Origin of the sequence: Micromonospora sp. NPDC048909 (assembly GCF_040649635.1) — a bacterium.
Lineage (GTDB): Bacteria > Actinomycetota > Actinomycetes > Mycobacteriales > Micromonosporaceae > Micromonospora.
The window spans coordinates 198435-222139 of the sequence record NZ_JBEZFU010000006.1 but is presented as its reverse complement, the minus strand read 5'-3'; the positions used below and the strand labels follow the sequence as shown (position 1 = coordinate 222139).

The 23705-nt window shown below is 73.2% G+C and carries 19 protein-coding genes and 2 pseudogenes; 7 read left to right on the top strand and 14 right to left on the bottom strand.

What is annotated here, in order from left to right; genetic code table 11:
* Nucleotides 1–33 precede the first annotated feature (33 nt).
* Both rlmB and cysS read right to left on the bottom strand, forming a co-directional pair.
* Complete coding sequence (rlmB, locus tag AB0C04_RS18630; protein WP_357055823.1) at nt 34–1170, bottom strand: 23S rRNA (guanosine(2251)-2'-O)-methyltransferase RlmB; 1137 nt, start codon at nt 1168–1170, stop codon at nt 34–36.
* On the bottom strand, nt 1170–2585 hold the full coding sequence (gene cysS, locus AB0C04_RS18625; protein ID WP_357055819.1) for a cysteine--tRNA ligase: 1416 nt from the start codon (nt 2583–2585) through the stop codon (nt 1170–1172). The genes rlmB and cysS overlap by 1 nt, the downstream gene beginning before the upstream one ends.
* Before the next feature lie 231 nt (nt 2586–2816).
* On the opposite strand from cysS, the gene AB0C04_RS18620 reads away from it, so the two are divergent.
* Nucleotides 2817–3461, top strand: coding sequence for a helix-turn-helix domain-containing protein (locus AB0C04_RS18620; protein WP_357056541.1), 645 nt, complete (start codon nt 2817–2819; stop codon nt 3459–3461).
* A 215-nt stretch (nt 3462–3676) separates the two neighbouring features.
* Complete coding sequence (locus AB0C04_RS18615) at nt 3677–4636, top strand: hypothetical protein (RefSeq protein ID WP_357055816.1); 960 nt, start codon at nt 3677–3679, stop codon at nt 4634–4636.
* 36 nt (nt 4637–4672) lie between these two features.
* Here AB0C04_RS18615 and AB0C04_RS18610 read toward each other — a convergent pair.
* The 3 genes and pseudogenes from AB0C04_RS18610 to AB0C04_RS18600 form a co-directional block, all read right to left on the bottom strand.
* Nucleotides 4673–5034: pseudogene (locus tag AB0C04_RS18610) on the bottom strand (serine protease); the annotation flags it as partial.
* Between the two features lie 165 nt (nt 5035–5199).
* Nucleotides 5200–5898, bottom strand: a complete 699-nt coding sequence (locus tag AB0C04_RS18605; protein WP_357055813.1) for an HAD family hydrolase — start codon at nt 5896–5898, stop codon at nt 5200–5202.
* A 13-nt stretch (nt 5899–5911) separates the two neighbouring features.
* The gene (locus AB0C04_RS18600) at nt 5912–6877 is read right to left on the bottom strand and encodes an EamA family transporter (RefSeq protein WP_357055810.1); all 966 of its coding nucleotides are present in this window, start codon (nt 6875–6877) and stop codon (nt 5912–5914) included.
* 86 nt (nt 6878–6963) lie between these two features.
* Here AB0C04_RS18600 and AB0C04_RS18595 point away from each other — a divergent pair, with 86 nt between their 5' ends.
* Nucleotides 6964–7509 carry a CGNR zinc finger domain-containing protein gene (locus tag AB0C04_RS18595; RefSeq protein ID WP_357055807.1) on the top strand — a complete coding sequence of 182 codons (546 nt, stop codon included), beginning with the start codon at nt 6964–6966 and terminating at the stop codon, nt 7507–7509.
* Nucleotides 7510–7521: 12 nt separating this feature from the next.
* Here AB0C04_RS18595 and AB0C04_RS18590 read toward each other — a convergent pair whose 3' ends face one another.
* The 8 genes and pseudogenes from AB0C04_RS18590 to AB0C04_RS18555 all read right to left on the bottom strand — a co-directional run bounded on the left by AB0C04_RS18590 (nt 7522) and on the right by AB0C04_RS18555 (nt 17916).
* Nucleotides 7522–7917 (bottom strand): pyridoxamine 5'-phosphate oxidase family protein, encoded by a 396-nt coding sequence (locus AB0C04_RS18590; protein ID WP_357055804.1) that lies wholly within the window; start codon nt 7915–7917, stop codon nt 7522–7524.
* Between the two features lie 71 nt (nt 7918–7988).
* Nucleotides 7989–8384, bottom strand: a pseudogene (locus AB0C04_RS18585) (Scr1 family TA system antitoxin-like transcriptional regulator); the annotation flags it as partial.
* A gap of 402 nt (nt 8385–8786) precedes the next feature.
* A complete protein-coding gene (locus AB0C04_RS18580) occupies nt 8787–10196 on the bottom strand; it encodes a class II fumarate hydratase (RefSeq protein WP_357055801.1) in 1410 nt (469 codons plus the stop codon).
* A gap of 48 nt (nt 10197–10244) precedes the next feature.
* Nucleotides 10245–13226, bottom strand: coding sequence for a BTAD domain-containing putative transcriptional regulator (locus AB0C04_RS18575; RefSeq protein ID WP_357055798.1), 2982 nt, complete (start codon nt 13224–13226; stop codon nt 10245–10247).
* Nucleotides 13227–13542: 316 nt separating this feature from the next.
* Complete coding sequence (locus AB0C04_RS18570) at nt 13543–14046, bottom strand: hypothetical protein (RefSeq protein WP_357055795.1); 504 nt, start codon at nt 14044–14046, stop codon at nt 13543–13545.
* Between the two features lie 28 nt (nt 14047–14074).
* A complete protein-coding gene (locus tag AB0C04_RS18565; RefSeq protein ID WP_357055792.1) occupies nt 14075–15742 on the bottom strand; it encodes a fumarate hydratase in 1668 nt (555 codons plus the stop codon).
* A 146-nt stretch (nt 15743–15888) separates the two neighbouring features.
* Nucleotides 15889–17295: a PQQ-binding-like beta-propeller repeat protein gene (locus AB0C04_RS18560; RefSeq protein ID WP_357056538.1), complete on the bottom strand. Its 1407-nt coding sequence runs from the start codon at nt 17293–17295 to the stop codon at nt 15889–15891.
* Between the two features lie 132 nt (nt 17296–17427).
* Complete coding sequence (locus AB0C04_RS18555; RefSeq protein ID WP_350873486.1) at nt 17428–17916, bottom strand: Lrp/AsnC family transcriptional regulator; 489 nt, start codon at nt 17914–17916, stop codon at nt 17428–17430.
* A 137-nt stretch (nt 17917–18053) separates the two neighbouring features.
* Between AB0C04_RS18555 and hppD the strand changes: the two genes are divergently transcribed.
* From hppD to hisC, 4 genes are read left to right on the top strand one after another with little or no spacing between them, the layout of a single operon-like run.
* Nucleotides 18054–19259 carry a 4-hydroxyphenylpyruvate dioxygenase gene (gene hppD / locus AB0C04_RS18550; protein ID WP_357055788.1) on the top strand — a complete coding sequence of 402 codons (1206 nt, stop codon included), beginning with the start codon at nt 18054–18056 and terminating at the stop codon, nt 19257–19259.
* 11 nt (nt 19260–19270) lie between these two features.
* The gene (locus AB0C04_RS18545) at nt 19271–19987 is read left to right on the top strand and encodes an RDD family protein (protein WP_357055785.1); all 717 of its coding nucleotides are present in this window, start codon (nt 19271–19273) and stop codon (nt 19985–19987) included.
* Nucleotides 19984–21033, top strand: coding sequence for an RDD family protein (locus AB0C04_RS18540; protein ID WP_357055782.1), 1050 nt, complete (start codon nt 19984–19986; stop codon nt 21031–21033). The genes AB0C04_RS18545 and AB0C04_RS18540 overlap by 4 nt, the downstream gene beginning before the upstream one ends.
* A complete protein-coding gene (hisC, locus tag AB0C04_RS18535; RefSeq protein WP_357055779.1) occupies nt 21030–22133 on the top strand; it encodes a histidinol-phosphate transaminase in 1104 nt (367 codons plus the stop codon). Before AB0C04_RS18540 ends, hisC begins: the two co-directional genes overlap by 4 nt.
* 219 nt (nt 22134–22352) lie before the next feature.
* Here hisC and AB0C04_RS18530 read toward each other — a convergent pair whose 3' ends face one another.
* Nucleotides 22353–23606: a PQQ-binding-like beta-propeller repeat protein gene (locus tag AB0C04_RS18530; RefSeq protein ID WP_357055776.1), complete on the bottom strand. Its 1254-nt coding sequence runs from the start codon at nt 23604–23606 to the stop codon at nt 22353–22355.
* Between the last annotated feature and the right edge of the window lie 99 nt (nt 23607–23705).

Genomic DNA, 23705 nt, shown 5'->3' with positions numbered 1-23705 from the left:
ACGTCCGGTGGGGAAGGGGCCTCGTCGGCGTCGTTACAGTGCCGCTGCGCGGCGGCGCGCCACCTCGGCGAGCGTGACCGCGGCGGCGACACTGGCGTTCAGCGACTCGACCTCGGTGATCATCGGGATGCTCACGGTCAGGTCGCAGGTCTCGCCGACCAGCCGGGACAGCCCACGCCCCTCGGAGCCGACCACCACGACCAGCGGCCCGACCGCGGCCTCCAGGTCGTAGAGGTCGGTCTCGCCGTCGGCGTCCAGGCCGATGACCATGAAGCCCGCGTCCCGGCAGGCCTTCAGCGACCGGGTCAGGTTGGTCACCTGGGCGACCGGCACCCGCGCGGCCGCGCCGGCGCTGGTCCGCCAGGCGGTCGCAGTGATCCCGGCAGCCCGCCGCTCGGGTACGAAGACACCCTGCGCGCCGAACGCGGCGGCGGAACGGATGACCGCGCCGAGGTTGCGCGGATCGGTGACCCCGTCCAGCGCGACCAGCAGCGGGGCGGTCTGCTCCACCGCGGCGGCGACCATGTCCTCGAACGGCTGGTACGCGAACGGCGGCACCTGGAGGCCGACACCCTGGTGCAGCACCCCGCCGGTCATCCGGTCCAGCTCGGCCCGGCTCACCTCAAGGATGGCGATGCCCCGGTCGGCGGCGGTCCGCACGATCTCGTTGATCCGGTCGTCGCTCTCCATGCCCTGTGCGGTGTAGAGCGCGGTCGCCGGCACGCCGGCCCGCAGCGACTCCACCACCGGGTTCCGGCCGACCAGCAGCTCGGGCGTGTCCCGCGACGGGTTGGACTTGCGCCCCGGGGCGACCCGCGGCCCGGTACGGCCACCGGTCGGCTTGCCGCCGCGACCGGCCGCGCCGCGACCGCCGCCGGCGGGCACGCCCCGGCCGCCACCCTTGCCCCAGGTGGTGTCCTTGGAACCGGGCTGGCCGATCTTGGGGGCGCGCCCCTCCTCGGCCGCGGCCCGACGCTCCTTGTCCTGCTTCCAGGCGGTGCGCTGGGGCAGCTTCTCGGTGCCCGAGTAAGCCTTGTGCCAGGGCCGCTCGTCGGCCGGCAGGGTCTTGCCCCGCCCGGCGAGGGAATCCCGGTTCTTGCCGCCAGAGCCCTTCGGGGCGCCCGCCTTCGGCGTCAGTCGCCGGCCACGGCGCTGCGAGTTGCCGGCCATCAGTCCTGCTCTCCAATAGTCCAACGGGGGCCCTGGGGGGTGTCCTCGACCACCACGCCGGCCTGCTTGAGCTGGTCACGTACCGCGTCCGCGGCGGTCCAGTCCTTGCGGGTGCGGGCCTGCGCGCGCTGCTCCAGGGCCAGAGCGATGAGCGAGTCCACCACTCCGCGCAGGTCGTCCACCCGCCCGCCACCGGTCCACACCGGGTCGAGGGGGTCGACCCCGAGGATATCCAGCATCGTGCGGACGGCGGCCAGCGTGGTGCGGACCGTCACATCGTCGCCGCCGGTCAGCGCCGTGTTGCCGTCCCGGACCACCTCGTGCAGCACGGCCAGCGCGGCGGAGGTGTTCAGGTCGTCGTCCATCGCGGCGACGAACCCGGCCGGCAACTCGCCGAACTGCCCGGCGCCGACCCGCTCCACGGCCCGCTGCACGAACCCCTCGACCCGCCGGTAGGCGGTGGCCGCCTCGCGGAGCGCTTCCTCCGAGTAGTCGATCCGGGAGCGGTAGTGCGCGGCGGCGTAGTAGTAGCGCAGCTCCACCGGGCGCACCCCGAGCGAGTCGACGTACGCCAGGTCGAGGGTGTTGCCGAGCGACTTGCCCATCTTGGCGCCGCCGATGCTGAGCAGGCCGTGGTGCACCCAGTAGCGGGCGAACGGCAGGCCGGCGGCCTGGGACTGGGCGATCTCGTTCTCGTGGTGCGGGAAGGTCAGGTCGAGCCCGCCGCCGTGGATGTCGAACTCGGCGCCCAGGTAGCGCCAGCACATCGCCGAGCACTCGATGTGCCAGCCCGGGCGGCCCCGGCCCCACGGCGACGGCCAGTAGGCGTCCTGCGGCTCCTCGGGCTTGGCGCCCTTCCAGAGCGCGAAGTCGCGGGGGTCGCGCTTGCCCCGGTCGGGGGCGTCGCCGGCGGACTGCATGTCGTCCGGCGACTGGTTGGAGAGCGACCCGTAGGCCGGCCACGAGGCCACGTCGAAGTAGACGTCGCCGGAGCCGTCGACGGCCGGGTAGGCGTGCCCGTCGGCGATCAGCTTGGCGATCAACTCGTGCATCTCCGGGATGTGCCCGGTGGCCCGCGGCTCGTAGGTCGGCGGCAGCACGTTGAGCGCCCGGTAGGCCGCGCCCAGGATCTGCTCGTTGGCGTACGCGATCGACCAGAACGCCTGACCCCGCTCCATCGCCTTGACGAGGATCTTGTCGTCGATGTCGGTCAGGTTGCGGATGAAGGTGACCTGGTAGCCGGCGACCATCAGCCAGCGACGCAGGATGTCGTAGTTGACGCCGGAGCGAAGGTGACCGATGTGCGGCGGCGCCTGCAGGGTGAGACCACACAGGTAGACCCCCACCTTGCCGGCTTCCCGCGGGACGAAGTCCCGCACCGATCGGGTGGCGGTGTCATACAGGCGTAGCGTCACCGTACAAGGGTAGCCGTCCGTACATTTCGGGGGCGGCCGGTGCCGCGTCGTACGCTCCCTGTCATGGACACGGCGGCACGGCCCGGCGGCGCCCCGCCCGACGCGCCCACCGGCCCCGGCGGACCGCCCGGCGGCAGGCCGGCAGGCTCCGGCACCGGCGGCTCGGCAGGCACCGGCGGCGGCAGCCCGGCGGGCGCCGGCGGGTCGCCCGGCGGCGGTGGGTCGGCAGGCATCGGCGGCGGGTCGGCGGGTGAGACGGCGCAGACCCTGGAGCGCGGGCTACGCCTGCTGCACCTGGTCGCCGACGCGCCGGGCGGGCTGACCGTCACCGAGGCCGCCAACCGGCTGGGCATCGGCCGGGCGGCCGTCTACCGACTGGCCGGCCCGCTGACCGGGCACGGCATGCTCCGCCGCGACGAGGCCGGCCGGCTGCGCCTCGGCGCCGGCGTGCTGCACCTGGCCCGCCGGGCCCAGCCGCTGCTCGCCGAGGGAGCGCTGCCCGCGCTGCGCCGCCTGGCCGAGCAGGCCGGCGCCACCGCGCACCTCACCGTGGTCGAGGGCGGCGAGGGGGTCGCCCTGGCCGTGGTGGAGCCCAGTTGGACCTCGTTCCACGTGGCATACCGCACCGGGGCTCGGCACCCGTTGGACCGGGGGGCCGCCGGCCGGGCGATCCTGGCCGGCCGGGCCGGTTCCGCGGCTCCGGTGACCAGCAGCGGCGAGCTTCAGGCCGGGGCGTACGGGGTGGCCGCCCCGGTGCTCGGAGTGCCCGGCCTGGAGGCGAGCGTCGGCGTGGTCGCGCTCGCCCCGCTGGACGCCGAGGTGGTCGGCGCCCAGGTACGCGCCGCCGCCACCGCCATCACCACCGCCCTATCCTGACCACGCCCGCCTGGCCCGGCGCTTGATCAACACAATGTCGCCGACATGGCGGTCTCGATCGCGCGGTGATACCGCCATGTCGCCGACATGGAGTCGATCAGGAATACCACGCCGGCGACGGCACCGACCGGTTGTCCACAGACCTCGGGCGCGGGACGGCCGGTGTTCGTCCACAGGGCTGCCGCGGGCCACCCGACGAAGGCGAGGGTGGGCGTATGCCTCCTCGTCCCCACCTGCCAGAACCACTGGCCTGGCGGGTCTTCCGCGGCTCGGACGCCACCCGGCGGTGCCTGCTCACCCGGCATCAACTGCGCGGCGCTTCCTGGGTCCGGCTCCTGCATGACGTCTATGCGGACGCCCGCCTCGACCGTGACCACCGGCTAACCTGCCAGGCCGCCCTCCTGCGGCTGCCACCCGGAGCGGTGATCGCCGGCCCCTCGGCCGCCTACCTGCACGGAGTCGAGCACGCGGCGTCCTTCAGCGACGATGTGCACGTACTCGTGCCGAGGACGGCCCGGGTCGACTCCCACCGGGGCATCCGGGTGCACACGGCCGACCGTAGGTCGGCGATGGCCTGCGTCCGCTCGTCCTCGATCGGCGGTCCGGCTGCCTCGGCCAGCGGCAGCTTGCTCTCCACGGGCGGCCCGATGCCCCGCTCCGACCCGACCGCAGCGGCCTGGGAGACGGCCGTCTGGCTGGATCCCGTTCGGGCGGTCGGCATCGTGGACGCCCTGCTCGGGCAGAGGCTCACCGATGACGCCGCGCTGTCGGACATCGCCACCCGCCACCTCGACCGGCCCGGTGGCCGCCGCGCCGCCTGGATCTTCGGCCTCGCCGACGCGGGCGCCCAGTCACCACCCGAGTCCCACCTGCGGGTGCGACTGGTGTTGGCAGGGTTGCCACGTCCGGTCGCACAGCATCCGGTGCCCGTGGCCTCCGGCCTGATCGTGCATCCCGACCTGGCGTGGCCGGAATACCGGGTCGCCGTCGAGTACGACGGCCACTGGCACGCCGAAGCCGACCCGTTGCACGCCGACCGGCGGCGGCTCAACCAGCTGGTCGCCGGGGGTTGGCTCGTGCTGCACGTCACGAGCCGACGGCTGCACGGCGAATTTCCCACCGTGGTGCGGGAGGTGCGATCCGCGCTCCTGTCGCGCGGTTGGCGTCGCCCGTGATCGACACCAGTACGCCGATAAGCGCCGGTCGGCGGCACCCTTGGTCTTCGCGGCGGCCAGCAGGTGCTCCTGCTCGACCAGGTCGAGCTTCGGCTTGCGGCCGATGGCCTTCTGCTCGGTGGCGCCGATCAACGCCGGGGCGGCGGTCGCCTTGGCTGCGAAGTCGGTCCGGCACTGCCCACCCGGTAGAGGCCGACCTCGTCGGTCCGGGCGGTGACCGTGCCGCCGGTCGCCCGGATCGCGGCGATCGCCGCGTCCGCGCCGACGCCGTCCTCGGCGACCCCGGTGAACGTCCCGGAGCTGGTCGGGGCGGCGCCTGCGGGCACCCCCAACCCGGTGACCGTGAGGGCCAGCACCGCCGTCGTGGCGACGGCACCGGCGGTGAAGCGTCTGCTCACCACATCGAGTACTTCCGTTGCGGAAACGTGCCAGCCATCACACCGCACCGGCAGGAATTCCGCCACACGACGTTCCCACGGGGACAGTGCCACCGGATCCTCGGGCCCGATTGTCCGCGCCGGCCTCACCCATCACACCGAACAAGTTCGACCGGGGAACCGCCGTCATCCGCCGGCGGTCTCGCGTTCGTCCAGAGCGGCCAGCAGTTGCGGCAGCTCCGCCACGGTGGACACCTCGCCGTCCGGGACGAGGCCCGGCGGGCGCGGCAGGCCGAGGCGGTTGAGCCAGACGGCGCGCAGGCCGGCGCGCTGCGGCCCCCGCACATCGTGCTCGATCGAGTCGCCCACGTAGACCACCTGCGATGCCGGAGCGCCGGCCGCCGCGACCACCGCCGCGTAGAACTCCGGCGCCGGCTTCTTGGGCAGCCCGTTCTCGTGCGCGTACAACTCGAAGCTGAACTCACCGGCGAGCCCGCAGCGTTCGGCGCGGCTGTTGCCGTTGGTGGCGAAGCCCAACGTCCAGCGTCGGCGCAGTGCCGCCAGCGCGGGCAGCACGTCCGGAAACGGCCGGGTGAGCGCGAACCGCCGGGCGAAGAAGAGCGCGGCGATGTCGTCCAGGTGCGCTTCGAGCCCGGCCCGGGCCAGCGAGCGGGTCAGCGCCGCCCGGCGGATCTCCATGACGGGGGCGGCGCTCAGCTCGCCGAAGACCGCACCCCAGTCCGACTCCACGTCCGCGAGCGACACTTCGGCCGCCGCCGGAGTCAGCCGCCGCATCTCCTCGAGTACGGCCACCAGCCCGCCGGTCACCGCCGGGCGCAGGTCGAGCAGGGTCTCGTCGGCGTCGAAGACAACGGTGGTCAGCACGCCGACCAGGATCTCACCGCTCGCCGGCGAGCACCGGCTCCCGGTCGGCGTCCGCCGCCGTCCGGCCTTCGCGCAGTTCGGCGAGGCGGACCAGCGCGACGCCGGCGATGATCAGCGCACCGCCGAAGAGCTGCACCACGGTGGGCAGTTCGCCGAGCACCAGCCAGGCGATCAGGACCGCGAACATGACCTCGGTGAGCCCGACGAACGACGACAGTCGGGGGCCGAGGATGCGCGCCCCGGCGATCCCGGTCAGGTAGGCGACCACGGCCGCGACCAGGGAGAGGCCGGCGATCGGCACCAGCCAGCTGGTCTCCTGCCCGGCGAACTCGACGGTGCCGAAGCTCGCGTGCAGGGGCAGCACCCCGACCAGGCCGAGCGCGAGCAGGGCGGCGGCGCCGACAGCCATTCCGCCGCTGGCCAGGACCACCGAGGGCAGCTCGGCGTCGACCCGGCCGGCGAGCACGAAGTAGCCGGCCAGACCGACGGCGGCGCCCAGCCCCCAGATCACGCCCACCGGGTCGAGCCGGCCGGCGCCGGTGAGGTCGAGGACGAAGACCAGCCCGGCCAGGGCGGCCACCGACCCGGCCACGGTCAGCCGGCGGGGACGCTGACCGTGCGCCAGCCACGTCCAGGCCACCACCAGGATGATGCCGAGGTATTCCAGCAGCAGGGCGACGCCGACCGGCAGGTAGCGCACCGCGTTGAAGAAGCAGACCTGGGCGAGCGCCACGCCGAGCAGCCCGAAGACCCCGACGACGCTGAGGTTGCGCCGCAGCACGTGCCACTTGCCCCGCAACGAGAGCGCCGCCGGCACCGCCACCACCACGGCGGCGATCCCGACCCGGGCGATCACGGCCGACGGCGCCGACCAGCCGGCCTCGATCAGCGAACGGGCGAAGGTGCCGGAGGTGGCGAAGGTGACCGCGGAGAGCAGCGCGAGACCAAGGCCGAGCCCGGCGGCGGGTGGTTGATGCATCGGGCGCTCCTTGGCACGGCGAGGCGGTCATGAGCAAACTATGGGTATACCTATGACGCTAGGCGGCCACCCCGACAGGAGTCAAGTTGCTTTTCGCCCATGACACCGAATGTTCGCTGACCGCCGCCGCCGCGCTGGTCAACACCGACGGCAGCGACGGGGAAGGGCTGCCCGACGTCGCCGCGCTGGACGAGTTCTACCTGGCGCACGCCTACACCGGACGCCACGAGCACACCCGGGCCGAGCTGGATTCGGTACGCGAGCTGCGGCCACGGCTGCGCCGGATCTGGGCGGCCGACACCGACGAGATCGTCGCGATCGTCAACGGCCTGCTCCGGGAGAACGACGCGCTGCCCCAGCTGATCACACACGACGACGAGCCCTACCACTTCCACGCCGTGCCCCGGGACGCGCCGCTGGCCACCAGGATGGCGGTCGAGGCGGCAATGGCGGTCGCCGACCTGGTCCGCAGCGACGAGCTGAGCCGGCTGCGGATCTGCGACCACCCCGACTGCGACAACGTGCTGGTGGACCTCTCCCGGAACCGGTCCCGCCGGTTCTGCGAGGCAGGCTGCGGCAACCGGGCCGCCGTCACCGCCTACCGGGCGCGCAAGGCCGCCGGTCGGCTGTGAGCCGGCCGGCCGTCAGCGGGCCCGCCCGGTCAGCAGCCAGCGGGTGACGGTGATCCGCAACAGCAGGTAGGGGCCGTCCGGCGCGGCCGCGGTGATGTCCCAGCCGTCGTACCGCTGGCGGAAGCCCGCGACCACCTCGGCGGGGAACGGCGGGCGCAGCACGGCGGCATGCCCCTCGGCGACGACCGGGGCGTCCCCGTCCGGCAGCGCGAGCGACACCCGGGGATCGGCGGCGACGTTGCGGACCTTGCGGTTGCGCTCGGCCGTGCCCACCCACCACTGCCCGTCGAGGAAGAGGTACCAGACCGGCGTCAGGTGCGGCGACCCGTCCGGCCGCAGCGTGCACAGCCACACCACCCGCTCCCGGTCGATCCGGGCCAGCACCTCCGCGCCGGGCTGGGCGGTCACGTCAGCGCGGCGGCGCTGCCACGAAGACCCGCCAGGCGTACGCCCCGAAGGTCAGCATCGGCCCCGCCCGGGTCCAGTTCCTGGCCCCGGACCTGACAATCCAGATAGGCCAGCTCGGTGCCGTCGGGGAGGGTCGCAAGTGCGAACTGCCCGCCGAGGCCCGGGTACTCCTCGGCCGATCGCGGTACGACGTGCAGCCGCACTCGCGGATGCTCGGTGGCGATCCGCGCCAGATGGAGTGCCTGCTCGCACATGCGGGTGAAGAGGCCGCCGGTCTCCATCACCCGGTCGACCAGCTCCAGGTACTTCGCCGTCGGGGCCTGCTGGGCCAACTCGACCGCACTGACCATCGAGGCAAGTAGTTCACCGCGCGGGCCAACTCGTCCTGGCTCCACCCGCGCCGCACCCGGGCCCGGCAGCTCCGCCAGCAGGAACGCCGCCGCCGTCGTCGTCTGCCCACCCGTCATCGCCAGCCGCCCTCCAGCCGATCGGTGATCCACTCCGGCGGGTCGCCGCCTGGGAAAAGTGAATCGCAGCGTCGCTCTCGCCGCGCCCGGAAACACTTCCGACCGTAGTAGCCCCACCCACAGACTGTGAAGGAGCCAGCGGCGCGTTGATCAAGAGGTTCGCGTCAAGTTCGATCTCCGCGATGACGCGAACCTCTTGATCACTGGGCTCTCGTGGCCCGCCGGGTGATGACGCAGACGACTCAGCTCGAGAGGAGGGGCGCCCATGCCCGGCACCGATCACCGGCCGACGCCCGTGCAGCGGGACCAGCCGGCCCGGCCGCACCTGGCGCTGCGCCCGATCTGGCTCTGCCGGGCCTGCGCTGGCCGGAGGACGGCCCGCACGGCTGAGCGCCCGCCGGCTCAGGGGTGGGTCATCCGGAGCAGGTCGAGCGCCTCGTCGAGCTGGGTCTCGGAGAGCTTGCCGCTGTCCAGGTGCCCCCGGGCGATCACCACCTCGCGGATCGAGGTCTGCTTGGCCAGCGCCTCCTTGGCGATCGACGCGGCCTCGTCGTACCCCACGTAGCGGTTGAGCGGGGTGACGATCGACGGCGAGCCCTCGGCGTACGCCAGACAGACCTCGGCGTCCGCGACCAGGCCGACCACCAGCCGGTCGGCGAAGAGCCGGCTGGACGCGGAGAGCAGCCGGATCGACTCCAGCAGGTTGCGGCCCATCACCGGCAGCATGACGTTGAGCTCGAAGTCACCCTGGGAGCCGGCGAAGGCGACCGTGGCGTCGTTGCCGATGACCTGGGCGCAGACCTGCCGCATCGCCTCGGCGACCACCGGGTTGACCTTGCCCGGCATGATCGACGAGCCGGGCTGGAGGTCGGGGATGCGCAGCTCCCGCAGACCGGCCCGGGGGCCGGAGCCCATCCAGCGGATGTCATTCGCGATCTTGTAGAGCCCGACGGCGATGGTGCGTAGCTGCCCGGAGGTCTCCACCAGCGCGTCCCGCGCGCCCTGCGCCTCGAAGTGGTTACGCGCCTCGGTCAGCGGCAGCCCGGTCGACTCGCGCAGCTTCTCGATGACCGCGGCGGCGAAGCCGAGCGGGGTGTTGATGCCGGTGCCCACCGCAGTGCCGCCCAACGGCAGCTCGGCCAGCCGGGGCAGCGCCCCCTCCAACCGCTCGATCCCGTAGCGGACCTGCGCGGCGTAGCCGCCGAACTCCTGGCCGAGGGTCACCGGGGTGGCGTCCATGAGGTGGGTACGGCCGGCCTTCACCACGGTCTCGAACTCGGCCGACTTGCTCTCCAGCGCCTCGGCCAGGTGGGTCAGCGCCGGCAGCAGATCGTGCGCGACGGCCTGGGTGGCGGCCAGGTGGATCGAGGACGGGAAGACGTCGTTGCTGGACTGCGAGGCGTTCACGTCGTCGTTTGGGTGCACGTCGCGGCCCAGCTCCCTGCCGGCCAGAGTGGCGATCACCTCGTTGGTGTTCATGTTGGACGAGGTGCCCGAGCCGGTCTGGAACACATCGATCGGGAACTGGTCGTCGTAGCCGCCGTCGGCCACGTGCGCGGCGGCGGCGACGATCGACGCCGCCACGTTCGCGTCGATCACGCCCAGCTCACCGTTGACCTCGGCCGCCGCACCCTTGATCTGGGCCAGCGCCCGGATCTGGGCCGGCTCGATCCCCCGCCCGGAGATCGGGAAGTTCTGCACCGCGCGCTGCGTCTGCGCCCGCCACAGCGCGTCGGCCGGCACCTCCACCTCACCCATCGAGTCGCGTTCGATCCGGTAGCCGGTCGCCTCTGGAGTCGTCACGCGTACCATCCTGCCGCGCCGTCCGCCGACGTGCAGGTGATCGCGCGCACGCCCGGGTCAGTCCAGCTCGGCCAGGAGTCGCTCGACCTCGTCCCGATCCGGCGCCTCAACCTGCCGGAACAGCGCCAGCGCGCGGGTCCAGTGAGCCCGCGCGGCGACCGGGTCCGACGCCCGCAGACAGCGGGCGATCCCGTCCAGCGCCCGCGCCTGCTCGTGCCGGACATCCAGCCGGGTGGCGTCCGCCAGCACCCGTCGATGCAGGTCCAGCGCGCTACCGGGATCCCCCGCCGCGAGCAGCGCCCGCGCCAGCAGGTTCCGCGACGCGCACTGCCCGCCCCGGTCGCCCGCCTCGATCATCGCGACCAGCGCCTCCCGGTGCCGATCCAGCGCCACCTCCGGGTGGCCGCCCGCCCGCTCCAGGGCGCCGATCTCGTTGAGCAGTTCGCCGACGCCGTACCAGTTGCCGAGCCGACGCTTCATCGCGAGCGCGACCGTCAACCGGCGGACGGCCGGCTCGCCGTGCCCGAGCCGGGTCCGGGCGATCGCCACGTGCCCCATCGCGTTCACCGTGTCGTAGAGCGTGCCGTGGGTGCGGGACAGCAGCAGTTGCCGGTGGGCCACGGCGAGCGCCTCGGCCGGCCGGCCGGCGGTCAGCAGGATGGATGCCTGGTTGGTGAAGACCGCGACGACGCCCGCCTCGTGCCCCTCCCGGCGAAGGATGGCCAGCGCCTCGTCCAGGTGCCGCAGGGCAACCGTGGCGTTGCCGATGAGGGATCGGAGTGCCGCCAGGTTCTTGTGGGCGCCGGCCAGACCCACCCGGTCGCCCAGCCGCTCCCGCAGCCGGACGGCGATCTCCATGGACGCCACCGCGTCGCCGTAGCGGGCCTGGCGGTGATAGCCCGACGCGAGGTAGTTGTGCATCGTCGCGATCGCGGCCTCGTCGCCCAGCCGCTCCGCGGCCCGCAGCCCGGTCGAGTGGATCTCGATCAGCTCATCCAGATGGCCGTGCGAGTACCAGTAGCTCCACCCGGCGTAGGCGAGCTGCCAGCAGTAGGCCGCCCGGCCCTCCTGCTCGGCGAGCCGGACCATGGCGGCGATGCTGAAGCGGTGCTCGTCGAGCCACTCGATGCCCGGCGAGGCGCCCGTCTCGATCAGGTCCGCCCGCAGCGGCGGGGGTACCGGAAACGGCGCGGTCGTCGTCGACCGGTTGAGCTGACGCGCTGCCGCCGTGACCAGGTGCAGGTGGACGTTGAGCATCCGCTCCACCGCGGCCGACCGCTCGGCGGTGACCGCCGGATCGGCGACCAGCTGCTGGGCGTGGTCACGGACGAGGTCGTGGAATCGGAACCGTCCCGGCTCGGTCTCCTCCGCCAGATGCGCGTCGACCAGTTCGTCGAGCAGATCCTGCGCCTCGGCGAGCGACACGTCGGCCAGCGCGGCCGCCGCCCGGTTGTCGAACCGCGGCCCGGGGTGCAGCCCGAGCAGTCGGAACATCCGCTGCGCGGCCGGGGTCACCTGCGCGTACGACAGGGCGAAGGCCCGGCCGACCGAGCGCTCGCCGGCCACCAGCTCGGTGAGGGCGTCCCGCCCGCCGGCGAGCCGCGCGGCGAGGTCGGCGATGCGCCAGCGGGGCCGGTGCGCCAGCCGGGCCCCGGCGAGCCGGATCGCCAGCGGCAGGTATCCGCACCGGCGGACCACCTCGGCGGCGGCCTCCGGCTCGGCGGCCACCCGTTCGACGCCGACCACCTTCGCCAGCAGCTCCAGCCCCTCGTCCGGGTCGAGCACCGCGAGCGACGACGGCCGCCCCTCGTCCAGCCCGGTCAGCCGCCGTCGGCTGGTGATCAGTGTCAGGGTGCCCCGGCCGCTGGGCAGCAGCGGCGCCACCTGGCCGGCGCTCGCCGCGTTGTCCAGCACCACCACGGCCCGCCGATCGGCGAGCTCGCTGCGCCACAGTGCGGCCCGCTCGTCCTCGTCGACGGGGATCCGCTCACCGGGCACGCCGAGCTGGCGCAGCAGCGCGGCGAGCGCCGCTGCCGGGGACACCGGTTCACGCTCGCTGTGCCCGTGCAGGTCGATGAAGAGGTGCGCGTCGGGGTAGCGCTCGACGAGCGCGGTGGCGAGGTGGATCGCCAGGGTGGTCTTGCCGCTGCCCGCCATGCCGTCGATGAGCTGGACCGACGTGTGGTCCTCGTCGATCTCCTTCACCAGCCGGGCCAGCGTCTCCTGCCGACCGGTGAAGTCGCTGATCGCCCGGGGCAGGCAGCGGACCGGGGCGGCCGGCAGCCGGTCCGGTGCGGACCGGGCCAGGTCACCGGCGAGTACCCGCTGGTGCAGCTCCTGCAGCGCGGCGCCGGGCTCGATGCCCAGCTCGTCGGCGTAGAGCCGCCGGCCGTCGCGGTAGACGGCGAGGGCCTCGGCCTGTCGGCCGACCGCGGCGAGGGCGAGCATCAACTGGGCGCGCAGCCGTTCGCGCAGCGGGTGCCGGTCGACGCTCTCGGTCAGCTCGTCGAGCAGCTCGGCCGCGTGCCCGAGGCGCAGCTCGATGTCGACGCACTCCTCCAGCGCGGCGAGCCGGTGTTCGTCGAGGGCCTGCGCCCGGCGCCGCACGCTCCGGCTCGGAATCCCGCTGAGCGCCGGGCCACGCCAGAGGGCCAACGCTTCGCGAAAGAGCCGGCGGGCCTCGGCGAGCTGACCGGCGGCGAGCGCCGCCCGGGCGACGTCGACGCCGCGGGCGAAGACGTCGGCGTCCAACTCGTCCGGCCCGATCCGGGCCGCGTAGCCCACCGGGTCGGTGACGATGGTCTCCGGCGGCACGTCGAGCTGGACGAAGCGGCGGCGCAGGCGGGACACGCAGGTCTGCAACTGGGCGCGGGCGGTGGCCGGCGGTCGCTCCTCCCAGACCGCGTCGACCAGCTCCTCCACCGGCACGATCCGACCGGAGCGCAGCAGCAGCATGGCGAGCACGGTCCGGTCGCGGCCCGCGGTGACGGTGGCCTCGCCACCGCCGACCCGCAGGGGCCCCAGGATCCCGAACCGCATTAACTCTCCCCGCACTACAGGTGCAACTTCTCAGCAGGGTAGCCCGACGGTGACAGTTGGTCCTCGGCCGGTGATAGCGATGTGAGAGCGGTTCGGCAGCCACTGAGGCCAGACTCCTTGCGGGGCGCCAGTGCGCTGGCGTCCGACGGGGGCGGTGCGCCCGCCTGAGCCCAGAGGCGGCGGGCGCACCGACGTCGACGGTGGCGCCCAACCGGCCGAGAAGGGGTATTATTACCTCGCCAGGAGCATTAGCTCTTTGGAAGTGAACCCGGCAGCCTTCCGGACGGTGGGTGGGCCGGGTTTCGCGCTTCCAGGCTCAGACACGCTGGACGTTCCGCACCAACGGGCTCACCATCGCCCGCCACTGCCCGCCCTTCGCCCAGGACCATGCAACGGCGTCCGGGATCGCGAGGAGGCAATCATCGTGGGCACGCAGGTGGTCGTACCGTAACTGCGCGGCCAGGCCTGTTTGCCGAAGTTCCAGGTTGAGCAGCTCACGGTCGGCCTTCAGGCGGGATTCATCCAGTTCCAACACCAAACGCTCGGCTTTGCCGGCACCCGCCACGAGACTCCGTAGACATGCGTCCCGCGCCTTTTTGTGACAACGGAACGCGGTGGCGTCGTAGATGGTGACGGCCACATCGAGCCGCCTGAGCGCCGTGAGAATCAAGCGCCTTCGCTCGTCGCGTTCCTTGCAAAAGTGAACGCTGCGCTGTCCAGGCAAGGTCAGCCCGCTGACGACCCGCCGGAACCCTGCGAGGTCGTCGGACTCTATGGAAGCCGCAGCGAGTTGCAGACCACGTTCCTTCGTCTCATCCACAAAGTTGAGCGCCACCTCGTTCCGGCGGTCAGCGGCGGCCGACCGTCAGCACTGGCTTGGTGACCTCGGCGAAGAAGTCGTTGCCCTTGTCGTCGACCACGATGAAGGCCGGGAAGTCCTCCACCTCGATCTTCCAGACCGCCTCCATGCCCAGCTCGGCGTATTCGAGCACCTCGACGTGGCGGATGCAGTCCTGCGCGAGCCGGGCCGCCGGGCCGCCGATCGAGCCGAGGTAGAAGCCGCCGTGCTGCTGGCAGGAGCGGGTCACCTGGGCGGAGCGGTTCCCCTTGGCGAGCATCACCTGGGAGCCGCCCGCGGCCTGGAACTTCTCCACGTACGCGTCCATCCGCCCCGCCGTGGTCGGGCCGAACGAGCCGGAGGCGTAGCCCTCGGGGGTCTTGGCCGGGCCGGCGTAGTAGACGGCGTGGTCGCGCAGGTACTGCGGCATCGGCTCGCCCGCGTCCAGCCGCTCGGCGATCTTGGCGTGGGCGATGTCCCGGGCCACCACCAGCGGGCCGGTCAGCGAGAGTCGGGTCTTCACCGGGTACTTGGACAGCTCGGCGCGGATCTCGTCCATCGGCCGGTTCAGGTCGACCTTGACGACCGTCTCGGCGTCGAGCGTCTCGTCGGTGACGTCGGGCAGGAAGCGCGCCGGGTCGGTCTCGAGTCGCTCCAGCCAGACGCCCGACGGGGTGATCTTGGCGACCGCCTGCCGGTCGGCCGAGCAGGAGACGGCGATCGCCACCGGGCAGGACGCGCCATGCCGGGGCAGCCGGACCACCCGGACGTCGTGGCAGAAGTAGCGGCCACCGAACTGCGCGCCGATGCCGAAGTTGCGGGTCAGCTCCAGCACCTCGGCCTCCAGCTCCACGTCCCGGAAGCCGTGCGCGGTCATCGAACCGGAGGTGGGCAGCGCGTCGAGGTCCTTGGCGCTGGCGTACTTGGCGGTCTTCAGCGCGTACTCGGCGGAGGTGCCGCCGATGACGATGGCCAGGTGGTACGGCGGGCACGCGGCCGTGCCGATCAGCCGCAGCTTCTCCTCGAGGAACTGCATCATCCGCGTCGGGTTCAGCAGCGCCTTGGTCTCCTGGTAGAGGTACGACTTGTTGGCCGAGCCCCCGCCCTTGGCCATGAAGAGGAACTTGTACGCGTCCGGGTGGCCGTCCGGGTCCTCGGCGTAGATCTCCACCTGGGCGGGCAGGTTGCTGCCGGTGTTCCGCTCCTCCCACATGGTCAGTGGGGCGAGCTGCGAGTACCGCAGGTTCAGCCGGGTGTACGCCTGCCAGACGCCCCGGGAGATGGCCTCCGCGTCGGCGCCGTCGGTCAGCACGTGCCGGCCGCGCTTGCCCATCACGATCGCGGTGCCGGTGTCCTGGCACATCGGCAGCACCCCGCCGGCGGCGATGTTGGCGTTACGCAGCAGGTCGAGCGCGACGAAGCGGTCGTTCGGCGAGGCCATCGGGTCGTCGATGATCGACCGCAGCTGGGCCAGATGCGCGGGGCGCAGGTAGTGCGCGATGTCATGCATCGCCTCGGCGGTCAGCGCGGTGAGCGCGGCCGGTTCCACGGTGAGGAACCGACGACCCCCCGGACCGTGTACGACGTCGACGCCCTCGTCGGTGACCAGGCGGTACTCCGTCTGGTCGGGGCCGGTCGGCAGCAGGGGGGCGTACGAGAAGGCGGCGGCACTGCTCATGAGCGGAAAGCCTAGGGCAGACCGGTCGATCATTCCCACCCGCCGGGTGCCCGCTGGGACGCCGCTCTCATGCGGCCCAGGTGCGCGCGCATCGCGACCCGCCCCGGCCGGGCCCTCCCGCCCCGGCGCGGAACGCCGTGACCCGGTCAGCCGTCCTTGCCGCCGGCCGGATCGGGGCAGAGTTCCCGCTTCGGCCCGCAGGTGCTGTCGTCGCCGGGCGGCGGGTTCGTGCCGCCCGGGCCCGGGACACCGCCGCTGCCGGGTGGGGCGGGGGTGACCGCGGCGCCACCGAAGCGGACGTACCCGATCTCCCGCCCCTCGCCGATGATCATGCCGGTGGGGCCGACGGCCAGCGCGTTCGCGGAGGTGCGCAGCACGGCCAGCTCCCGACCGTTGCGCGGGTCGAGGGCGACCAGCCGGGACGGCTTCTCGTCGGCGATCACCGCCGCGTAGGGAGTGAGCGCCGCGCCCGCCTTGCCACCGGCCGGTCGGGTCCAGAGCACCCGGTCGGTGCCCAGCCCGCGGGCCGCCACCGACCGCTGGTCGCCCGCGCGGACCAGCGCGTACCGGTCGTCGACCGCGATCAGCTTCTGCCCCTGGTCGCCGACCCAGAGCAGCCGCCCGTCGTAGCCGTCGAGCACCGCCTCCCGGGCGTCCGGCGCGACGCCGATCAGCACGTTCCGCGCGCCCTGCGGGTCCTCCCGCTGCGGGCAGCCGGCGTTGTCGGCCGTACGCAGGTTGATCCCGGACCGCTGCCAGACCTCCTGCCCGGTCGCGGGATCCCGGCCGGAGATCGCGAAGTAGCAGCTGCCGTCCTGGGAGCGGGCGCTGATCCGCAGCAGCCGACCGCCGACCACGGAGAGCCGCTCCTCGCGGCCGGGCTCGACGTTCTGCAGCACCGCGCCGGTGGCGGTGTCCACCACGTGCACCCGGCCGTCGACCGGGAAGCCGAGCAGCGGCGGCACCGCCTCCGGGCCGGCGACGCCGTCCTCGATCCGGGGAGCGGTGAGCCGGCGGGTGCCGCGCAGCCCCGGATTGTCGGCGAAGAGGCCGCTGCCGACACCGGGCAGGAAGGCCGTCCACAGTGGCGCGGTGCCGCGCGCGTCCCAGGCGCTCAGGGTGCAGTCGGTCGGCTCGGTGCAGCGGGCGTCGAACAGCATGTTGCGGTACGTCCAGACGGCCACCGCGTCGTCGTCCCGCCGCCGGGTCACCCCGGTCGTCGGGTCGAGCACCTCGTACCCCTTGACCAGCAGCTTGCCCACGACGACGACCGAGTTGCGGTCGGCGCCGGCGACCGCCGCCCAGTCCGCCTTGCGCTCCCAGAGCTGGTCGCCGGTGGCCAGAGCGCGCGCCTCGACGCGGGTGCGCTGCTCGACCACGACGGCGTCGCCGGCGAAGGTGACGCTCTTCGGGGTGCCGCCGATACGCTGCTGCCAGACCACGTCCGGCTCGGAGATGGGCTCGCTTCGGTCCACCCAGTCCCACACGGCCGGGAAGGGGTTCCAGACCCCGGTCGCCGCGAGGACGATGACCGCGATCAACGCGAGCAGCAACACGCTACGCGTTCTCAAGGCCGCTCCCCTTCGCCACACGCACACGGTAGCCACGATCAACGACGCGTCGGGCACCCGCGCCGTCGTGTCGCCGCGCTTTCTGCGCGAAGAGGTGTTATCGGGGACCGGCCGTCACCGGCGGACGGCGGACCGGACCAGCGGAAGGGTGCGGTAGGGAATCTGCTCGGCCAGCGCGATGATCGTCGAGGCGCGGGTGATCCCCGCGGAGGAGACGATCTGGTCGATCACCCGCTGCAGGTCGGTGTTCGACCGGGCCACGATCCGGCAGAGCAGGTCGCTGGACCCGGTGATGGTGTGCGCCTCCAGCACCTCCGGGATGGCGGCCAGGTGGGCGGTGACCGGGTCGTGCCCGTGCCGCTGGCTGATCTCCAGGGTCACGAAGCTGGTCACCCCGAACCCGATCGCCGCCGGTGAGATGTCCGGCCCGAAGCCGCGTACCACCCCCCGGTCGACCAGCTTGTCCAGCCGCGCCTGGACGGTGCCCCGGGCCACGCCGAGGCGGCGCGAGCACTCCAGCACACCGATCCGGGGCTCCTCGGCGAGCAGTTCGATCAACCGCGCGTCCAGCTCGTCGAGCTGTGCATCCTGCACACCATTCACGGGTTACCACCATACCGAATGTGCAACCTGACCAGCGATTACCCGGACAGTTGCCCACCTGACCCCGGCCCGGCGATCCTCGCCACATAACCATCACGGCGGCCCACGAGGCCGGCCGGTACGCGAGGGAGGCCGCGATGACCCAGGCTATCGACCGACCGCAGTCGACCGAGGAGGTCGACGCCGACCAGCTCGTCGGCGCCGTCGACCACGACATCACCCGCGACCCGTTCCCGGTCAAGGGCCTCGACCACGTGCACTTCCTGGTCGGCAACGCGAAGCAGTCGGCGCACTACTACTCCACCGCGTTCGGCATGACGTGCGTGGCGTACCGCGGGCCGGAGCAGGGCTACCGCGACCACGCCCAGTACGTGCTGACCAGCGGTTCCGCCCGGTTCGTGCTGACCGGCGCGGTCCGCCCGGACGCCGACGGCGCCGAGCACGTCGCCCGGCACAGCGACGGCGTCAGCGACATCGCGCTGGAGGTGCCGGACGTCGACGCCGCGTACGCGCACGCCACCGCGCAGGGTGCGACCGGCCTGGTCGAGCCGCACGACGTCAGCGACGAGCACGGCACCGTCCGGATGGCCGCCATCGCCGCGTACGGGGACACCCGGCACACCCTCGTCGACCGGTCCCGCTACACCGGCCCGTTCCTGCCCGGCTTCGTCGCCCGCGGCCCGATCGTGGACCGGCAGCCGATGATCGACGCCGGCATCCAGCCGAAGCGCTTCTTCCAGGCGGTCGACCACGTGGTCGGCAACGTCGAGCTCGGCCGGATGGACGAGTGGGTGGAGTTCTACAAGCGGGTCATGGGCTTCACCAACATGGCCGAGTTCGTCGGCGACGACATCGCCACCGACTACTCGGCGCTGATGAGCAAGGTGGTCGCCAACGGCACCCGCAAGGTGAAGTTCCCGCTCAACGAGCCGGCGATCGCCCGCAAGAAGTCGCAGATCGACGAGTACCTGGAGTTCTACCAGGGCCCGGGCGCCCAGCACATCGCGGTGGCCACCAACGACATCCTGGCCAGCGTCGACGCGATGCGGGCCGCCGGCGTCGAGTTCCTGGACACCCCCGACTCGTACTACGACGACCCCGAGCTGCGCGCCCGGATCGGCCAGGTGCGGGTGCCGATCGAGGAGCTGAAGGCCCGCAAGATCCTGGTCGACCGGGACGAGGACGGCTACCTGCTGCAGATCTTCACCAAGCCGGTGCAGGACCGCCCGACGGTCTTCTTCGAGCTGATCGAGCGGCACGGCTCGCTCGGCTTCGGCAAGGGCAACTTCAAGGCGCTCTTCGAGGCCATCGAGCGGGAGCAGGAAGCCCGCGGCAACCTGTAACACTTGCCAGCGTGACGCAACCCCCGTCGTACCCGATGCCGCCGGCCGGTGGGCCCCCACCCACCGCCGGCGGCTTCGCGCCCCCTGCCGGCCCGGCCCCCCAGCCGTACGCGGTCCCGCCGCAGTACGGCCCGCCCGGGCACCCGCCGCCGCACCACCCGTATGCCGGGCCGCCGCCCCATCCCGCGCCGCCTCCGACGCTGACCCCGGCGGGGCAGCCGCTGGCCAGCTTCGCCGACCGGCTGCTGGCCTGGCTGCTGGACACCGCGATCACGGCCGGGGTGGCGATGCTGCTGTTCATGCCGGTCTTTCTGGTGATCTGGTGGAACATGTTCACCGAGATGACCCGGACCAACCCGGACGGCACGCTCGTGGAGCCCGACCCAGGCACGATCATGACCGATGTCATGGTCCCGCTGCTGCTGGCGGAGCTCGGGCTGCTGGTCGTGATGCTCGGGTTCTACTGGCTCTACCACGTCGAATACCTCAAGCGCGGCGGCCAGACGCTCGGCAAGAAGGCGATGCGGATCCGGGTGGTGCCGCTCGACCCGAGCCTGACCCTCAACCGGCGCATGGCCGGCCGGCGGTGGCTCGTGCAGTACCTGGCCGCCTCGCTCGTGCCCGGCTTCAGCTACCTGGACGGGTTGTGGCAGCTCTGGGACAAGCCCTGGCAGCAGTGCCTCCATGACAGGTTCGCCGGCACGGTCGTCGTTAAGGTGTCTGCGTGAGTGTGCAACCCGGCTGGTACGTCGATCCCGCCGATCCTGAGACCCGGCGATACTGGGACGGCGAGGGCTGGCTCGGCGCGCCCATCCCCGTCGACGCCACCCCGCCGGACGGTCCGCCGCCGGTCGAGCCGCCGCCCGTGCCGGCCGCACAGCCGGTCGCGCCCGGCCAGTCGCCGGGTTCGGCGCCGCCCGCAGCCACCGGCCCGGGCTACCCGCCGCCCGCCGCCGAGCCCGCTCCGGGTTGGCCGGCCCCACCGGGCTACGGCCAGCCGGGTGGCCCGGGCTACGGCCAACCGGGCGGTCCCGGCTACGGCCAACCGGGCGGTCCCGGCTACGGCCAGCCAGGCGCGCCCGGCTACGGCCAGCCAGGCGGTCCCGGCTACGGCCAGCAAGGTGGGCCGCCGCCCGGCTGGGCGCCGCCGGGCTGGCCCGGACGGCAGCCCGAGCCGCGGCCGCACGGGCTGCCGCTGGCCGGGTACGGCAGCCGGCTGGTCGCCCGCCTGATCGACTTCGCCATCCTCCTCGCGCTGAACGTCGTGGTGAACGGCTGGTTCGTCTGGCGGCTCTACCAGGAGCTGGCGCCGTACTGGCGGGAGATCTTCCGCCGCGCGCTGGCCGGCAACTCCTCCACCGACGGGCTGCCGCAGCCCGGTGAGCAGGCCGGCCTCCTCCAGGTGGTGATCCTGGTGATCGCCGCCGGGCTCTGGCTGGCCTACGAGGTGCCCGCCATGGCCTCGTCCGGCCAGACCTTCGGCAAGCGGGTGATGCGGATCAAGGCGGTGCCGCTCGCCGCCGACCAGCCGCTCGGCTTCGGCCCGGCGCTGCGCCGCTGGAACACCCTGGGCGGCGTGCCCACCCTGCTCTGGTACTGCTGCGGCCTCGGCCTGCTGCTCCAGCTGATCGACGCGCTCTCCCCGCTCTTCGACCACCCGCTGCGCCAGGCGCTGCACGACAAGCGGGCGCGGACCGTGGTCGTGCAGGTTCCCCGCAGCACCGGTTCCACCACCCCGGACGACCGCACCGACCCCTCGGGAGACACCCCATGACCGACGCCGGACGTCACCAGCCGGGGCCGCGACTGACCCGCGCCGACCTGGACGCGCTGCCCAGTTACGTGCCCGGTCGCAGCCCAGCCGATCTGGCCCGCGAGCTGGGCCTGCCGGAAGCGATCAAGCTGGCCAGCAACGAGGTCCCGTACGGCCCGCTGCCCGGTGTGGTGGAGGCCGTCGCCGAGGCCGCCGCCGGGGCGCACCGCTACCCGGACATGGGGGTGGTCGCCCTCCGCGACGCGCTCGCCGAGAAGTACGGGGTGGACGCCGACCGGATCGCCACCGGCTGCGGATCGGTGGCGCTCGCCGAGCACCTGGTGCGGGCCACCTGCCTCCCCGGCGACGAGGTGCTCTACGCGTGGCGCTCGTTCGAGGCGTACCCGATCATCGCGGCGACCAGCGGTGCGACCAGCGTGCGGGTGCCCAACGACGCCGACCACGGTCACGATCTCGCGGCCATGGCGGCGGCGGTGACCGACCGGACCCGGATGGTCCTGGTCTGCAACCCGAACAACCCGACAGGCACCGCCGTCCGCCGGGCGGAGCTGGACCGCTTCCTGGACGCCGTCCCCGACGACGTGCTCGTGGTGATCGACGAGGCGTACCGGGAGTTCGTCACCGACCCGGACGTGCCGGACGGGCTGACCTACCTCGACCGCCCGAACGTGGCGGTGCTGCGTACCCTCTCCAAGGCCTGGGGCCTGGCCGGGCTGCGGATCGGTTTCCTGGTGGCCCAGCCCGAGGTGGCGGCGGCGGTCCGCAAGGTGGTCACCCCGTTCTCGGCGAGCCTGGCCGCCCAGGCCGGCGCGCTCGCCGCGCTCACCCAGGCCGCCGAGGTGCAGCGCCGGTGCGCCCTCATCGTCGCCGAGCGGGACCGGGTCACCGAGGCGCTGCGCAAGTTCGTTCCGGACGTGCCGACCAGCCAGGCCAACTTCGTGTGGCTGCCGCTCGGCGACCGCGCGGTGCCGTTCGCGAAGGCGTGCGAGGCGCGCGGTGTGATCGTCCGGCCGTTCGCCGGTGACGGGGTCCGGGTCACCATCGGCACCCCGGCCGAGAACGACGCCTTCCTCGCCGCCGCCGAGGCCGCTCTGGCCTGACGCCGAATCCGGTCCGGTCCGCCTTCCCCGATGCGCGGACCGGACCAGATCAGGCGGCCAGGGCCACCTGGTACGTCCGGAGCGCCGGCGCGGCCTCGGCCGGCGCGGGGCTGAGCAGAATGACGATCACGCCCACCAGGGCTGCCACGAGTCGCACGGGTGTGACTATAAATAACTAATGTCCGATTTGTCCAGCGGGCAAGAGAGCGTGTTGCCGGTTCAGGTCGCCGCCAGCACCAGCGGCTCGGAGGTGAGGAAGAAGGCTTGGTCGTCCGCATCCGGGTCGACCGGCTCTCGCAGGCGCTCGACGGCCACGTAGCCGTCCGCGGCGTACGCCGCCCCCGGCGTGTAGCCGGTGCCGTCCTGCCCGACCGTCAACGTGAACCGGGACCGCTCGGCCCCGGTCGCGGGGTCGAGCGTGACCAGGTCCCGGGCATCGGTGAGCAGGTGCACCCGGCCCGGCTGGACCGCGATCACCCGACCCGGCCCGAGATCGGGGCGACGCCACAGCTCGGCTCCGGTCCGGACGGACCGACCGACCAGCACCCCCTCGACGATCCCGACCGCCTGCTCGCCGACGAGCTGAGTGTCGAGCCCGTCGAGCGCGGGCGCGGCCACCGGCGGCCCACTGCCGACCAGCCAACCCCGGCCCGCCGCGTCCCCCGGACCGGCCGTACGCAGCGCGGAGCAGCCGGAGCGCCCGGCTCGGCAGCCCACCGGCGTGACCACCAGCTCGTCGCCCGCGCCCGGCGGCCGCCACCGGCTGGCCACCGCGCCGGTGGCCGCGTCCCGGAATTCGACGACGGCCGCTCCGGCACAGCCGTCCACGCTCACCAACTGCCCGGTCGGCGTGCTGCCGACGTCGCTACGGCAGCCCGTCGCCACCCCGGTCCGCCAGAGTTCGCGCCCGCTCGCCAGCTCGACGCCGCGCGCATTTCCGGCACCGGTCGCCACCAGCACCTCCCGGCCGTCGGCGGCGCGGGTGAGGTAGAGCCCGGGCGGATCCCACACGATGGCCGCCCTGGTACGCCGGGTCTCCGGCTTCCGCTCGGGCACCGGGCCGTCGGCCCGCCAGGCCACCTCGCCGGTCCGCGCGTCCAACGCCACCAGCCGCCCGTCCGACCAGCGGCTCACCACGGTGGTGCCACTGGCCACCACCCCGACCAGCTCGGCCGGCCAGCGCCGGTACGACCAGTACGGGCTGGTCCGGTACCGCCCGTCGACCGGCCGGTCGGCGTAGACCTGGCGGTGCGCGGCGTACACCCGCAGCCGCCCGTCCACGATCAGCGGGGCCGCGGGCAGCCGGCCGATCACGCCGACGGCGGGCTGGGCGGCTGCCGGGTACCCGGCCCGGGCGACCGTGCTGACCTCGGCTGGGGCGAGCACCCGGTACACCGTCGCCGCGATCGCGGCGGTGACGAGCAGCACCGCGACCGCGAGCACGACGCGTCGCCGGCCGTTCGGGAACCCCATGCGCACCTCCGCCCGGCACCCTACCCAGCGGAAGCTGACCGAGCCCGGTCAGGTGTCGAGGCCTCGACGGCGCGCAGCCGACCGGGCGGGCAGCTGCCG